At 70.0% G+C, this 14543-nt stretch carries 14 protein-coding genes and 1 tRNA gene; 9 read left to right on the top strand and 6 right to left on the bottom strand.

The genetic code is table 11. The annotated features are described in order from the left end of the window. Positions 1–10: 10 nt before the first annotated feature. Genes ACZ7M2_RS32415 through ACZ7M2_RS32405 form a run of 3 tightly spaced genes read right to left on the bottom strand, consistent with a single transcriptional unit; the run spans position 11 to position 1537 of the window. Entirely contained in the window at positions 11–538 is a 528-nt protein-coding gene (locus ACZ7M2_RS32415; RefSeq protein ID WP_352051865.1) for an FHA domain-containing protein FhaB/FipA, read from the bottom strand. Between the two features lie 10 nt (positions 539–548). Further along, positions 549–1406: an FhaA domain-containing protein gene (locus ACZ7M2_RS32410; protein WP_471598335.1), complete on the bottom strand. Its 858-nt coding sequence runs from the start codon at positions 1404–1406 to the stop codon at positions 549–551. After that, entirely contained in the window at positions 1394–1537 is a 144-nt protein-coding gene (locus ACZ7M2_RS32405) for a hypothetical protein (RefSeq protein ID WP_177324350.1), read from the bottom strand. Before ACZ7M2_RS32405 ends, ACZ7M2_RS32410 begins: the two co-directional genes overlap by 13 nt. A gap of 367 nt (positions 1538–1904) precedes the next feature. On the opposite strand from ACZ7M2_RS32405, the gene ACZ7M2_RS32400 reads away from it, so the two are divergent. Next, positions 1905–1991: transfer RNA gene (locus ACZ7M2_RS32400), tRNA-Leu, on the top strand. Positions 1992–2126: 135 nt separating this feature from the next. Here ACZ7M2_RS32400 and ACZ7M2_RS32395 read toward each other — a convergent pair. Next, on the bottom strand, positions 2127–3332 hold the full coding sequence (locus tag ACZ7M2_RS32395; protein ID WP_471598334.1) for a sensor histidine kinase: 1206 nt from the start codon (positions 3330–3332) through the stop codon (positions 2127–2129). A gap of 311 nt (positions 3333–3643) precedes the next feature. Between ACZ7M2_RS32395 and ACZ7M2_RS32390 the strand changes: the two genes are divergently transcribed. After that, entirely contained in the window at positions 3644–4249 is a 606-nt protein-coding gene (locus ACZ7M2_RS32390) for a TetR family transcriptional regulator (protein ID WP_471598333.1), read from the top strand. Between the two features lie 405 nt (positions 4250–4654). On the opposite strand, the gene ACZ7M2_RS32385 is transcribed toward ACZ7M2_RS32390, so the two are convergent. Together ACZ7M2_RS32385 and ACZ7M2_RS32380 are read right to left on the bottom strand one after the other, a co-directional pair. After that, a complete protein-coding gene (locus tag ACZ7M2_RS32385; RefSeq protein ID WP_054236402.1) occupies positions 4655–5275 on the bottom strand; it encodes a ScbR family autoregulator-binding transcription factor in 621 nt (206 codons plus the stop codon). A gap of 221 nt (positions 5276–5496) precedes the next feature. Beyond that, positions 5497–6291: a response regulator transcription factor gene (locus ACZ7M2_RS32380; RefSeq protein ID WP_471598332.1), complete on the bottom strand. Its 795-nt coding sequence runs from the start codon at positions 6289–6291 to the stop codon at positions 5497–5499. A gap of 474 nt (positions 6292–6765) precedes the next feature. Here ACZ7M2_RS32380 and ACZ7M2_RS32375 point away from each other — a divergent pair, with 474 nt between their 5' ends. From ACZ7M2_RS32375 to ACZ7M2_RS32345, 7 genes are all read left to right on the top strand, one after another. Further along, complete coding sequence (locus ACZ7M2_RS32375; RefSeq protein WP_471598331.1) at positions 6766–7860, top strand: ScbA/BarX family gamma-butyrolactone biosynthesis protein; 1095 nt, start codon at positions 6766–6768, stop codon at positions 7858–7860. A gap of 56 nt (positions 7861–7916) precedes the next feature. Next, entirely contained in the window at positions 7917–8876 is a 960-nt protein-coding gene (locus ACZ7M2_RS32370) for an NAD-dependent epimerase/dehydratase family protein (protein WP_471598330.1), read from the top strand. Positions 8877–9316: 440 nt separating this feature from the next. Continuing rightward, entirely contained in the window at positions 9317–11095 is a 1779-nt protein-coding gene (locus tag ACZ7M2_RS32365) for an acetyl/propionyl/methylcrotonyl-CoA carboxylase subunit alpha (RefSeq protein WP_471598329.1), read from the top strand. 155 nt (positions 11096–11250) lie between these two features. Next, positions 11251–11580: a TcmI family type II polyketide cyclase gene (locus ACZ7M2_RS32360; RefSeq protein WP_054237209.1), complete on the top strand. Its 330-nt coding sequence runs from the start codon at positions 11251–11253 to the stop codon at positions 11578–11580. After that, positions 11577–12848, top strand: a complete 1272-nt coding sequence (locus ACZ7M2_RS32355) for a beta-ketoacyl-[acyl-carrier-protein] synthase family protein (RefSeq protein WP_054237210.1) — start codon at positions 11577–11579, stop codon at positions 12846–12848. Before ACZ7M2_RS32360 ends, ACZ7M2_RS32355 begins: the two co-directional genes overlap by 4 nt. After that, positions 12845–14059 carry a ketosynthase chain-length factor gene (locus ACZ7M2_RS32350; protein WP_471598328.1) on the top strand — a complete coding sequence of 405 codons (1215 nt, stop codon included), beginning with the start codon at positions 12845–12847 and terminating at the stop codon, positions 14057–14059. The genes ACZ7M2_RS32355 and ACZ7M2_RS32350 overlap by 4 nt, the downstream gene beginning before the upstream one ends. Positions 14060–14132: 73 nt before the next feature. Beyond that, positions 14133–14408 (top strand): acyl carrier protein, encoded by a 276-nt coding sequence (locus ACZ7M2_RS32345; protein ID WP_054237212.1) that lies wholly within the window; start codon positions 14133–14135, stop codon positions 14406–14408. Positions 14409–14543 lie beyond the last annotated feature (135 nt).

Here is a 14543-nt window from a genome sequence, read left to right as displayed (position 1 = left end):
TGACGTAGCACTACTTCCGCAGCTCGATGACGGTCTTGCCGATGCGGATCGGCGCGCCCAGCGGAACAGGCGTGGGAGTCGTCAGTCGGCTCCGGTCGAGATACGTGCCATTGGTGGAGCCGAGGTCCTCGACGATCCACTGGCCGTCCCGGTCCGGGTAGATCCTGGCATGGCGGCTGGACGCGTAGTCGTCGTCCAGCACGATGGTGCTGTCGTGCGCGCGGCCCAGGGTAATGGTCTGCCCCTGCAGCGCGACGGTCGTGCCCGTGAGAGTTCCTTCGGAAACGACCAGCTTGGTGGGGGCGCCGCGGCGCTGTCGGCCACCGCCGCCGCTCGGCGCCGCCTGCTGCTGGCGCTGCGGAGGTGGTGTGGTTTGGCGCGCGGCTTGCTGCGGCCTGGAGGCGTCCCTGCGCGAGCCGCGCTGTGTGACGCGCGTTCCGAACAGGTCGCTGCGGATGACCTGCACGGCCACGATCACGAACAGCCACAGTACGGCCAGGAAACCCAGCCGCATGACCGTGAGGGTCAGCTCTGACATTGCCCCCGCTTCACCCTTCGGCTTGCCGGTAAATGATGGTGGTGCTGCCCACGACGATCCGCGAGCCGTCGCGGAGCGTAGCGCGGGTGGTGTGCTGCCCGTCCACCACGATGCCGTTGGTGGACCCGAGATCCTGGATCGTCGAGGGCGTTCCGGTCCGGATCTCACAGTGCCGGCGGGATACGCCGGGGTCGTCGATCCGCACGTCGGCTTCGGTGCTGCGACCGAGCACCAGCGTCGGGCGGGAGATCTGATGGCGGGCGCCGTTGATCTCGATCCAGTGCCGCATGCGGCCGCCGGCCGCCGGGCCCGGAGCCGCGCCGGGCCGGGAGCCCATCGGCGTGGGGCCGGGGCGCACGCCGGGTGGCGGCGCGGACGGCATCGGGGGAGCGCCCGCGGGACCCGCGCCCGGGGCGGCAGCCGGATAGCCGTAGCCACCGGGCCGGCCGGGAGGCGGGCCCGCCGGGGCACGCTCGGGGGCCTGCTGGTCGGTGGAGGAGGCGAGCGTACGGCTGCGCACCCGGTAGAGACCGGTGTCGAGGTCGTCCGCCTTCTCCAGGTGGACCTTGATGGGGCCCATGAAGGTGTAGCGCTGCTGCTTGGCGTAGTCGCGCACCATCCCGGCGAGCTCGTCGCCGAGCTGGCCGGAGTAGGGGCTGAGGCGCTCGAAGTCCGGCGTGCTCAGCTCCACGATGAAGTCGTTGGGTACGACGGTCCGGTCGCGGTTCCAGATCGTGGCGTTGTTGTCGCACTCGCGCTGCAGTGCTCCGGCGATCTCCACGGGCTGGACCTCGGACTTGAACACCTTGGCGAAGGTGCCGTTGACCAGACCTTCGAGACGCTGCTCGAACTTCTTCAGGACTCCCATGGGGCACCTCCTCCTTCGTGACCGTCCTGGTTCTGCCTGCTGTCCATGTCGTACTGCGTACGGCCCGCCGTGTCGTACGGCCTGCCGTAGTCGTCCTGGTCCTGCTGGTACTGCTTACTGATCGTATCCACGCGTCGGGAAATCGGCTGGTTCCCCCTGTCGGCCCTGTCGACGGGTGTCGACGCCTTCCGAAGTCCCTTCCCGGAGTTCCCTCCGGGGCTCCTCTTCGAACACTTCCCGGCACTACTCCTGCCATGGATCGTAGAGGCGGCCCGAGACCAGTGTCCCGCACCTGACTGTGCACCCTGTCCTGCTCCTGGGGAGATGGCCTGGACCGGTACGAGGTTGATACGTGAACCGGTTAGGCCTGAGACGTGCGGTGCCGGCGGGGCCCGTGGCCGTGGAAAGGGATGTGATTCCACCCCGGACAGCGTGCTAATCTTCTGCATGTCGACAGGGGCTCGCACCACTCGGTGAGAGACCAAAGACACACCCAATGCGCGGGTGGCGGAATAGGCAGACGCGCTGGATTCAGGTTCCAGTGCCCGCAAGGGCGTGGGGGTTCAACTCCCCCCTCGCGCACCAACGAAAAGGGCTCATCGTCAAGACGATGGGCCCTTTTCCATGTCTCCGGTACGGGTCCGGGGGCGAGGCCGGGGTGGGGTCGGCCGGGGCGCTGGTCGGAGTGTGTTCTGTCTCTCAGTTTTCCTCGGGCGGGGCTCAGGGGTGTCCGCGCAGGGGCAGATGGATCTCCAGCAGGGTGCCGGTGGGGGTGCCCGCAGTGATGCCGATCCGGCCGCCGAGGTCCTCGACGCGGTCGGTGAGGGAGCGCAGGGCCCGCGCGGAATCGGCGGAGCCGGTGGAACCCGCCGCGGGGCCGTGGCCGTCGTCGGTCACCTTCGCGTACAGCCAGCGCCTGGTGACGCGTACTACGGTGTCCACGCGATGCGCGCCCGAGCGGGCCAGGCGGTCGCGCAGGGCCTCGCGCAGGGCGAGGAAGGTCTCCTCCCGGTGCCGCTCGGAGAGGGTCCACTCGTCGCCGATGACCTCGACGGAGGCCTGGATACGGCGGCCGTCGACGGGACGAGGGCCCGCGAGGAAGGCCTCCAGGGCCTCGCGCAGGGGCGGCAGGTCGGCGCGGTGGCGCACGCCGTCGATGAGCGCCTGGTTCTCCCTGGCCGCCGCGGCCAGTGCCCCTTGGGCGGTGGCGAGGTGGGCCGCGACGGCGCCGTGAGAGCCAGGGGTGGATGAGCCGGTCCTGACGGGGGCGCAGGTCGCGGCGGCGTCGAGGCTGAGTCGGGCGAGGGACAGGGCGCCGCCCAGTTCGTCGTGCAGCTGCCGGGCCAGCCGGCGGCGCTCGCCGCGGCCGTCGTCGCCGGACCACATGCCCTCCCCTGCCTCCCGGACGACCTCGCCGAGGCGTCGGACGACCGCGACCGCGCGGGGCAGCGCGCTCTCGTGGTGCGCGATGCCGTTCTCCAGGACGTGCAGGAGGGCGCACTCGAGGAGCAGGGCGACCGCGGCGGCCACCTGGTGCGGGGAGGCGGCGGGCGGGGCGATGGGGGTGGGTGCGGGGGTGGTGTCCGCGGCACGGGTCAGGGCGGTGCGGGCGAACTCCGTCAGCGTGGTGCGCAGGGTGGGCACTTCCGCCTCGGCGGGGGCGAGCGCGGTGGGGAGGCGGGCGGTGAAGCGGTCCAGGACGGCGCCGGTCTCCCAGGACCCCAGGGTGGTGGCGGACGCCATGAGAGGGGAGCGGCCCGGGCGGGACGACATCCGGGCCGCCGCGCGGACCAGGCCCTCGTGCAGGGCTTCGCCGAATCCACTGCCGACCAGGGGGATCGCCGCGGTGACAGGGGGGATCGGGCCGGTCGGTGAGGTCGGCGCTGTCGTGGAGGTGGGCGCGGTGGGGGCGGTCGTGCTGCTCATCGGACTCCTCGACGCTCGGGTGACGCTTGGGTGCCGGGGCAACGTGGCCATCGCCAACGTAACAAACAGACTTGTCTGATTGTCAAGGGTGGACGGGCGTTCCGGATGGGGTGTGGTCACGGGATCGCCCGGTCGTCAAGAGTCCGTCCATGGGCAAGAGCAGCAGGATTTATGGGGATTGCATGAAGGTCTGGGTTCACAGGGCTGTCGACTAAAACAGGCATGGTTGTATGATTCCGGTTGCTGCTGGCGCCTTCGGGGCACCCGCGCGCTCCTTCATGCCAAGAGCAGGAATAGGCAGGTGCAGCCTGATGCAGACCCGGTCCGAACAGACCCGTCAGGCTCTCGTCCGTGCCGCGGCGGAACTGATAGCGAACGGCCGGCTCTCCGATGCGGGACTGGTCAACATCTGCCGCCGGGCCGGGGTGAGCCGAGGGGCTCTCTACCACCACTTCACCTCCACCGCGGAGTTGACGGCCGCGGTGTACGAGCAGGCGCACGAGCGGGTCGTCGCGCTGATGGACGAGGCCTTCGAGGGGCCCGTGGAGGATGCCCCGGAGCGCCTCCTGGTCGCCCTGTGCGAGGCGTTGCGTACGGAGGAACTGGTCCGGGCCGGCATACAGCTGGCGGTGGACGGGTCCGCGGGGCCGCCTCGGTTGCGTGACGACGTACTGGCGTTGGTGCGCAGGCGGGTGGTCGACGCGCACCGGGACGTCGTGCCGGCGCCGGAGGATCTGGCCGAGCTGGCGGTGGTGGTGGCCGCGGGGCTGGAGTCGCTCGGGCACACGGACGCGGAGTGGTGGGACCCCAAGACGTCCAAGCGGTTGTGGGTGTTGTTGCGTCCGTTGTTCTCGTTGGCCGGGGAGGGACTGGCGCAGGAGGAACGGCGGGTGGGGAGCGGGTCCGACGGGGTCTGAGCTTTGAAGCGGGGGGTGAGGGCGGGCCTCCGCGGTCTCCTCAAGGTCGCGCGACCTGGGCGGAGTTGACCTGAAGGCCGGCGCGCGGACTCGGCAGGGCTTGGGTGCGCGGCCCAGGACGCGGGGGACGCCGGCCCCGTCCGGGAGGCGGGAGGGCTGGAGCCCGGGTGTGGGCGGAGCCCTCGGTGTCCAGAGGCCGGTTGCGGGGCGGTGCCCGTGAACGGGACGGCATGCGAAAGGGACCCGCGGTCGGAGGATCGGCCCGGGTGAGGTGTCGGGCTCGGGTCCGTCACGGGTGGGCGGCCCCGCCCGGGAGTTCGCGTTCGGGGCGCCGTGTGCTGTTCGGCTGGCGGTGCAGGGCGTGGGGCAGGGCGTGGGGCTTGGTTGTGCGGGTCCTGGCGGGGGTCAGGCCGTCTCGCGGGCCGGCGGCGGGATGGTGCGGAGGCGGCCGAGCATGCCGGGCGTGGCCAGGCCGGGCAGCATGAAGCGCCAGAACGCACCGATGCGTTCCGGCAGATCCTCGCGGTTGCTGTAGACCTGGGACATCAACTGCAGTCCGGTGAAGGCGCCGACGATGGTCGACGTGGCCTCCTGGATGTCCACGCCGGGCAGGATCTCGCCCTGCTCCTCGGCCTGCCGCAGCAGGGCGAGTATGGCGGCGCCCGACTGCTCGTACGCCGTCTGCGGCGGCCGCGAGAACGACGTCTGCTCGACGGCGAGCCGCACGCTGGCCCGTAGCACCGGATCGCGCTGGAGGCGCTGGGCGAACTCCAGGGTGAGGTCGATGACGGCCTGGAGCTTCACCGCCTGGTCCGGCACCACCAGCGCCTCGCTGTGCGCGGTCACGAGGGCCACGGCGATCGCTTCCTTGGAGGGGAAGTGGTGGTACAGCGCGCCTCGAGTGAGGCCCGTCCGGGCCAGGATGTCGTTGGTGCTCGCCGCGTCGTAGCCGCGCTCGTCGAACACGCGGGCCGCGGACTCCAGGATCGAGTGCCTCGACCTCGTCCCGCGCTCTTGTGTGGCCATACCAGGTCCTTGCTCTCGCCCACTGGAATTTTACCGACTGGTCTGTATTGTATCGGCAAGGCGGCACGCCGCCAGTAGGCGGGAGTATTTGCTTCCGGTTTGGCTCGATTTTCGGTCGGTCCTCGGCCGTTCATCGAGTGCTTCTCAAGTGGACCTCGAGTGGTCTCCAAGCGGCCCTCAAGCGGCCTTTACGTGGTCCTCGTACGGCCCGCGGGTGCCGCTCACGGGTGGCCGAGCCGAAAGCCGACACCGCGTACGGTGATGATCCAACTGCTCGAACCGAGCTTGCCGCGCAGGCTGCTGACGTGGGTGTCGATGGTGCGTCCGCGGTGGGACCAGGTGTCGTCCCAGACCTGCGCCATGAGCTGGCGCCGCGGCATGACGGTGCCGGGCTGCGAGGCCAGCAGGTGCAGCAGGTCGAACTCCTTGCGGGTCAGGTCCACCTGCTTCCCGTTCAGCGTGGCCACCCGGGTGCCGACGTCGATGCGCAGCGGCCCGTGGGTGATGACCTGGGCGGCGGCGGGCTGTTGACGCACCCGGCGCATCACCGCCTCCATCCGGGCCAGTAACTCGCGGAAGCCGTACGGCTTGACCAGGTAGTCGTCCGAGCCGGCCTGCAGTCCGAGTACGCGATCGAGCTCGGAGCCGCGCGCGGTGACGGCGATGACCGGGGTGTCGCAGACCGCCCGGATGCCCCGGCACACCTCGAGCCCGTCAAGGTCGGGCAGGTCCAGGTCGAGCAGTAGGAGATCGGCATCGCGGTGCGCCTGGAGCGCCTTGGTGCCGGTGGCCACGCTCTGCGCGGCGTACCCCTGCCGCAACAGGCCCTGGACGAGGGAGTCGGCGGCCCTGACATCGTTCTCTACGACCAGGACGCGCAGGGCTCCGGCCGGGGGGCTGGGGTGGTCGGCGGCCGTCTGTGGGGCAACGGCCCGCCCGGGCTGGGGAATCGTGGGGCGGTGCGGAAGATTGCGCTGCGATCGGGCGTCGAGTAGATCCACGGCTTGCCGATTCATCTGCTCCTCCTGAGGCACAGTCTCGTCATCACGGAACGGACTGCTGAACTCTCACAATGAGGACGATAGCAAACAGACTTGTCTGATTGTCAACGCGTTCGAAATCCCCCGCGCGTCGGTCCGTACCTTTTCCAATCTACCCACGTTGACCTGCGAATATGCAGAGAGATTCGATGCTTCAAGGTCATGTTTCCGGCAGGTTGCCGTCGGGGTGGACCCCCTTGTCCTGCGCGTGTCCTTGGCGCTAACCATGCAGGTCTGCACGGTTTGGAAGATCGCGCGTTCCTGGTGGCGCAATCGTGCTGTACCGGCGCGTAGCGGCGGCTCATCGCTCGAAGGATGCTAAAGCTTTACTTGAAAAACCGAACAGACATGTCTGTATCTTGTGTGAGCGAGAGAACGTCGGCCACGGGGGGTGGCTGCCGGCGGTACGGATTGCTGCCCCCTGCTCGGAAACAGACAGGAGTGCCGTACATGTCGTACACCACCTCCACCCGTGTGTCCGTCGAAGACGACGTCGCGACGGTGGGCACCAGCGCCTCACGAACCGCTGCCCGAAGCGCCGTTCAACCCGCCGTTCAGACCTCTGCCCAGGTCTCTGCCCAGGTCCCTGCCCAGGCCTCCGTCCAGACCGCCGCGCGAACTCTGACGCCGCGGCTGACCACGACGGTTCCGCGCGAGTACGTCCATCGCGCCGCCGTCTCGGAGGTGTTGCTGACCGGCTGGGAAGCCGCCGCCGAACCAGCCGGACCCGACCCGGACGAATTCGCGGTCAGCGCCCAATGGCCGCGCAGCCACTCCTTCTTCACCCAGTCCGGCGGCTACCAGGACCCGATGCTCCTGATCGAGTCCGTCCGCCAGATCGGTTCCCTGCTCGCACACGCGGAGTTCGGCGTCCCCTTCGGGCACCAGTTCCTGATGTGGGACATGTTCTTCAGTACCTCCCCCGAACTCCTCGTCGCGGACGCCGTCCCCACGGAGGTCGAACTGCGCACGGTCTGCCGCGACATCGTCCGCAAGGGCCGGGTGCTCGGCGGTATGCGCTACGACGTCACCGTGCTGCGTGACGGAAAGGCGCTGGCCACCGCGGGCGCCGCGTTCAGCTGTACCAGTCCCGCCGTCCACCGCAGGCTGCGCGCCGGCCGGCCCACCACCACCGACCGCGTCGTGCCGCCCGCGATCGACCCGGCCGCGGTGGGCCACTCCGACGACCGGCACGTGCTGCTCGCCGAGCCCGGATCGGCCTCCGGCAGCGGCGACCGCTGGGAACTGCGCGTCGACACCGCCCACCCCACCTTCTTCGACCACCCCGTCGATCACATACCAGGCATGGTCCTGCTGGAAGCCGCCCGGCAGGCCGCCCTCGTGTCGACCGGGATGCCGGACGCCCTCCTGCTGGGTCTCAAGAGCAACTTCGCGCGCTACGCCGAGTTCGACGCGCCCTGCTGGATCGAGCCGCAGGCCGAACCGCACGGTACGGAGGGCGGCGTACTGGTGCGGGTGCGCGGTACGCAGCACGCTGAGACCGTCTTCACCGCCGAGCTCGTCCTGAGCCCGCGCGGCCGCTGAGCGCGCGCATCCTCCGTACGCCTGGGAGAGCGTCCCCATTCCGAGGAGACAGACCCGTGCCCACCATCCTGATCACCGGCGCCGCCGGATTCGTCGGCGGACACGTCACCCGTGAAGCGGCCCGGTACCGGGCCGACTTGAGGCTCATGTCCCATCGCAGTCCCCTGCTCGGCTCCGGTCCTCCGACCCAGGAGGGTCCTGCGAGCCATGACGGTGCTCGCGTCGTACGGGCCGATCTGACCGACCCCGCGTCCCTGCGCGGGGTGTGCGACGGCGTCGACGTCCTGATCCACTGCGCCTCGCAGATCGGCGGCGGCGTCGAGGCCAACGAGGCCGTCAACGCCCGTGGCACGGCGGCGCTCATCGAGGAAGCGCGCCGCGCGGGGGTTGCGCGCATCGTCCAGCTGAGCACCGCGTCCGTCTACGGCCGTGGCACCTTCCGCGGCGACCGGACCGAAGAACTGCGCCGCAACCCGGGCTCGCCCACGTCCCGCACCAGGGCCGCGGCCGAGGACACCGTTCTCGCGGCCGGCGGCGTCGTCCTGCGCCCGCACCTGGTGTACGGGGAGGGCGACAGGTGGGTGGTGCCCGGCCTGACCCGGATGCTGCGCGTGCTGCCCGGCACGGTGGAGGGCTGGCCCGCCCGGAGCTCCGCTGTCGCCGTACCCGAACTGGCCGCGCTGCTGGTGGCCACCGCGCTCGCCCCCGCCGCCGACCTGACTGCCTCCGTCTATCACGCCGCCCACCCGGAGCCCCTCCCCGTGGACACCCTTCTGCGCGCGGTCGCCGAGTGCACCGGGGTCGACTGGCCGGACCGGGAACTGACCGTGGACGGAGCCCGGGCGGTCCTGGCCGAGAACGGTGTACCGCCGTCCGGACTCGACATGTTCACCACCGACCACGTCTTCGACAGCACCCCGCTCTGGTCCGACCTGCGTCGCGCACCCGGCGCCGGTTTCGACGCCGATTTCTCCCTCGCGGCGCCTTGGTACCGCAAGGCACTGCGGGACGGTTGACCGGGGACGAGCCCGGGAGCTCGACCGGCCAAGTGATCAACAGGCCAGGTAATCAGCAGGCCAGGTGATCGACTGGCCAAGTGGTCGACCGGCCCGCGAAACCCCGCGGGACTGCGGGAAGCGGCTCCCGGACCCCTCCCGGACCCCTCCCGGATCCCTTCCGAATGCCTACCGGACCCCTTCCGAACGCCGCTGCGGAACGCCTCCGAACGCCCCTCGAAATTCTCCGTGGAATGGCGCATTCCTTTTCTTTCCGGACCCGGCGGATCCGTCCGCCGGGTCCGGCTATTTGACGGAGGTCTGACCTTCCCCTTTCCTCTTCCGGTAAGTGCTGCCCCGGGTCTGCGGATTCTGACCCAGTCCTGCAACGGACCGTATTGAAGGAGAAGTACGCACTCGAACAGTCTTGTGGCTCCGAGCGGAGTCTGGGGAGGTTCATCGTGCGCAAGGTGCTCATCGCCAACCGTGGCGAAATCGCTGTCCGCGTGGCCCGGGCGTGCCGGGATGCCGGGATCGCGAGCGTTGCCGTGTATGCGGAACCAGACAGGGACGCTCTGCATGTCCGGGCGGCGGACGAGGCGTTCGCCCTGGGCGGTGACACCCCCGCCACCAGCTACCTGGACATCGCCAAGGTCCTCCAGGCCGCCAAGGACTCCGGCGCGGACGCCATCCACCCGGGCTACGGCTTCCTGTCGGAGAACGCCGAGTTCGCCCAGGCGGTCCTGGACGCCGGTCTGACCTGGATCGGCCCGCCCCCGCAGGCCATCCGCGACCTCGGCGACAAGGTCGCCGCCCGCCACATCGCCCAGCGCGCCGGGGCCCCCCTCGTCGCGGGGACACCGGACCCGGTGAACGGCGCCGACGAGGTCGTCGCCTTCGCCCGCGAGCACGGACTGCCGATCGCGATCAAGGCGGCCTTCGGCGGCGGCGGACGCGGCCTGAAGGTCGCCCGCACCCTCGAAGAGGTCCCCGAGCTGTACGAGTCCGCCGTGCGTGAGGCGGTGGCCGCGTTCGGCCGCGGCGAGTGCTTCGTCGAGCGCTACCTCGACAAGCCCCGCCACGTCGAGACCCAGTGCCTGGCCGACACCCACGGCAACGTCGTCGTCGTCTCCACCCGCGACTGCTCCCTCCAGCGCCGCCACCAGAAACTGGTGGAAGAGGCCCCCGCGCCGTTCCTGTCGGACGCCCAGGTGGCGGAGCTGTACTCCTCCTCCAAGGCGATCCTCAAGGAAGCCGGCTACGTCGGCGCCGGCACCGTGGAGTTCCTCGTCGGCATGGACGGCACGATCTCCTTCCTCGAGGTCAACACCCGCCTCCAGGTCGAGCACCCCGTCACCGAGGAAGTCGCCGGCATCGACCTCGTCCGCGAGATGTTCCGCATCGCCGACGGCGAGGAACTCGGCTACGGCGACCCCGCCCTGCGCGGCCACTCCTTCGAGTTCCGCATCAACGGCGAAGACCCCGGCCGGGGTTTCCTCCCGGCCCCCGGCACAGTCTCCACCTTCGCGCCGCCCTCCGGCCCCGGCGTCCGCCTGGACGCGGGTGTGCAGTGCGGCAGCGTGATCGGCCCGGCCTGGGACTCCCTGCTCGCGAAGCTGATCGTCACCGGCGCCACCCGCGAGCAGGCGCTCCAGCGTGCCGCCCGCGCCCTCGAGGAGTTCGAGATCGGCGGGATGGCCACCGCGCTGCCCTTCCACCGCGCGGTCGTCAAGGACCCGGCCTTCGCCCCCGAACTGACCGGCTCCGCCGACCCGTTCACGGTCCACACCCGCTGGATCGAGACCGAGTTCGTCAATGGCATCCCGGCCTTCACCAACCCCGCCGAGACGGCGGAGGAGACGGAGGCCGAGCCGGGCCGCGAGTCCGTCGTGGTCGAGGTCGGCGGCAAGCGCCTGGAGGTCTCGCTGCCCTCCTCGCTGGGCATGTCCCTGGCCCGCACCGGCCTCGCCGCGGGCGCCAAGCCCAAGCGCCGCGCGGCCAAGAAGTCCGGCCCGGTCGCCTCCGGTGACACGCTCGCCTCGCCGATGCAGGGCACGATCGTCAAGGTCGCGGTCGAGGAGGGCCAGGAGGTCAAGGAGGGCGACCTCGTCGTCGTCCTGGAGGCCATGAAGATGGAACAGCCCCTCAACGCCCACCGCTCGGGGATCGTCAAGAGCCTCAGCGCCGAAGTGGGCGCGTCCGTCGCCTCGGGCGCCGCCATGTGCGAAATCACCAGCTGAATTACCCGGCATTACCCGGCATTCTCCAGCGCAATTCTGAACCGGTCTGACAATTCCCTGACACGGGGAATATTGAAACCGCTCGTACCGCCCAAGATACTGAATACGAGCTTTCGTCAACTGTTGTGTGGTGGGCCCCGAGGAGAGGGAAACGTATGTACAGCACGCTGATTGTGGCTCGGATGGACCCCGGGTCGAGCGTCGACGTCGCGAAGATTTTCGGTGATTTCGACGACACGGAAATGCCGCACCGCATGGGCACGCGCCGGCGCCAGCTCTTCCAGTACCGGGGTCTGTACTTCCACCTCCAGGACTTCGACGCGGACAACGGCGGCGAGCTGATCCAGCACGCCCGGCACGACCCCCGCTTCATACAGATCAGCGAGGACCTGAAGCCGTTCATCGAGGCGTACGACCCGGCCACCTGGCGCTCCCCGGCCGACGCGATGGCCACGCGCTTCTACAACTGGGAGGCGTCCGCGTGACCGGCCGACGAGTTGTCATCACCGGTATCGAGGTGCTCGCCCCCGGTGGTGTCGGGGCGAAGAACTTCTGGAACCTGCTGAGCGAGGGCCGTACGGCCACCCGCCGCATCACGTTCTTCGACCCCAGCCCGTTCCGTTCCCGGGTCGCCGCCGAGATCGACTTCGATCCCGCGGAGCACGGACTGCGCCCGCAGGAGATACGCCGGATGGACCGCGCCGCGCAGTTCGCGGTGGTCGCGGCCCGTGGCGCGGTCGCCGACAGCGGTATCGACATCGACGCCTACGACCCGTACCGCGTCGGTGTCACCATCGGCAGCGCGGTCGGCGCGACCATGGGTCTGGACGAGGAGTACAACGTCGTCAGCGACGGCGGCCGGCTTCACCTGGTCGACCACGCCTACACGGCCCCGCACCTGTACAACTACCTGGTCCCCAGCTCCTTCGCGGCCGAGGTCGCGTGGGCCGTGGGCGCGCAGGGTCCCAACACGGTGGTCTCCACGGGCTGTACGTCCGGCATCGACTCGGTCGGACACGCCGTGGAGCTGCTCCGCGAGGGCTCGGCGGACGTCATGATCACGGGTTCGTCCGACGCCCCGATCTCGCCGATCACGATGGCGTGCTTCGACGCGATCAAGGCGACGACGCCCCGGGACGACGTACCCGAGCGCGCCTCGCGCCCCTTCGACGGGACCCGCAACGGGTTCGTCCTCGGGGAGGGTGCCGCCGTGTTCGTCCTGGAGGAGCTGGAGAGCGCCAAGCGGCGCGGCGCGCACATCTACGCCGAGATCGCGGGCTATGCGACGCGCTCGAACGCGTACCACATGACGGGTCTGCGTCCGGACGGCGCGGAGATGGCCGAGGCCATCACGGTCGCGCTCGACGAGGCCAGGATGAACGCGACCGAGATCGACTACATCAACGCGCACGGCTCGGGCACCAAGCAGAACGACCGCCACGAGACCGAGGCGTTCAAGCGGAGCCTGGGCGACCACGCCTACCGGACCCCGGTCAGCTCGATCAAGTCGATGGTCGGGCACTCGCTCGGCGCGATCGGCTCCATCGAGATCGCCGCGTCCGCGCTGGCGATGGAGAACCACGTCGTGCCGCCCACGGCCAATCTCACCACCCCCGATCCCAAGTGCGACCTCGACTACGTGCCGCTGGTCGCCCGTGAGCAGCTCACCGACGCGGTGCTCACGGTCGGCAGCGGTTTCGGGGGATTCCAGAGCGCCATGGTGCTGGCGCGTCCCGAGAGGAGCGTGGCATGACCACCACGGTGGTAGTGACCGGTCTGGGCATCGCCGCCCCCAACGGACTGGGCACACAGGACTACTGGGCCGCCACCCGGACCGGCAAGAACGGCATCGGGCGGGTCACCCGCTTCGACCCGTCCTCCTACCCGTCGACCCTGGCGGGCGAGGTGCCCGGGTTCGTCGCCGCGGACGTGCTGCCGAGCCGGCTGCTGCCGCAGACCGACCACATGACCCGGATGGCGCTGGTCGCCGCCGAGTGGGCGCTCGAGGACGCGGGCATCGACCCCAAGGAACTGCCCGAGTACGACATGGGCGTCGTCACGGCCAGTTCCTCGGGCGGCTTCGAGTTCGGACAGGGCGAGCTGGAGAAGCTGTGGAGCCAGGGAAGCCAGTACGTGTCCGCGTACCAGTCCTTCGCCTGGTTCTACGCCGTCAACAGCGGCCAGATATCCATCCGCAACGGGCTCAAGGGCCCCAGCGGCGTCATCGTCAGTGACGAGGCCGGCGGTCTCGACGCCGTGGCGCACGGCCGGCGGCTCATCCGCAAGGGCACCCCGATGATCGTCTCCGGGGGCGTCGACGCGTCGATCTGCCCCTGGGGCTGGGTGGCGCAGATGGCCGGCGACCGGCTGAGCACCAGCGACGAGCCGACCCGTGCCTACCTTCCCTTCGACGCCGACGCGGCCGGTTACGTACCGGGCGAGGGCGGCGCCATCCTGATCATGGAGTCGGCCGAGTCGGCGTGCGAGCGCGGCGCCAAGATCTACGGCGAGATCGCGGGCTACGGCTCGACGTTCGACCCGCGGCCCGGCAGCGATCGCGAGCCCGCCCTGCGCAAGGCGATCGAACTCGCCCTTGCCGACGCGGGCACCGTGCCCGAGGACATCGACGTGGTCTTCGCGGACGCGGCGGGCGTGCCGGAGCTGGACCGTATCGAGGCCGACGCGATCTCGGCGGTCTTCGGGGTCCGGGGTGTCCCGGTCACCGCGCCCAAGACGATGACGGGCCGGCTGTACTCCGGCGCGGCCCCGCTCGATGTCGCCACCGCGCTGCTGGCCATCGAGGAGGGCCTCATCCCTCCGACGGTCCACATCAACCCCGACGAGGAGTACGGCCTCGACCTGGTCCTCAACCAGTCGCGCACCGCCCAGGTGCGCACGGCCCTGGTCCTGGCCCGCGGTTACGGCGGCTTCAACTCGGCCGTCGTGGTCCGCGCCGTCGACTGACGGGCACCCCCTGTCCCCGACGCTCCCAAGACCCCCGACTGAACGATCCATTTCGACCTGGGAAGGAACCCACGTGTCCACTTCGGAATTCACCCTGGACGACCTGCGCCGCATCCTTCAGGAGGGCGCCGGTGTCGACGAGGGCGTCGACCTCGACGGCGACATCCTCGACGAGCCGTTCGAAGTCCTCGGCTACGAGTCGCTGGCGCTCCTGGAGACGGGCAGCCGTATCGAGCGCGAGTACGGGATCGTCCTCGACGAGGACCTGCTGACCGACGCCGACACCCCGCGCGCCCTCATCGAGGCCGTGAACCAGCAGTTCGGCGCCGACGAGCCTGCCGCCGCCTGACGCCCGACGGCGTTCCCGGACCGGGCGAAACCTTTCACCTGACCTCGTGACCTCGTGACCTGGTGACCTGGTGACCTCGTCCGGTCCGGTTCCGCCGCAGCCCCGCAGAAGCAAGCGCAGTCCCGCAGAACAAGA

It is taken from the genome of Streptomyces sp. NPDC111507 (assembly GCF_055638955.1).
Note: the sequence above shows the minus strand (reverse complement) of the source record. Positions and strands in the feature narration are given on the sequence as shown.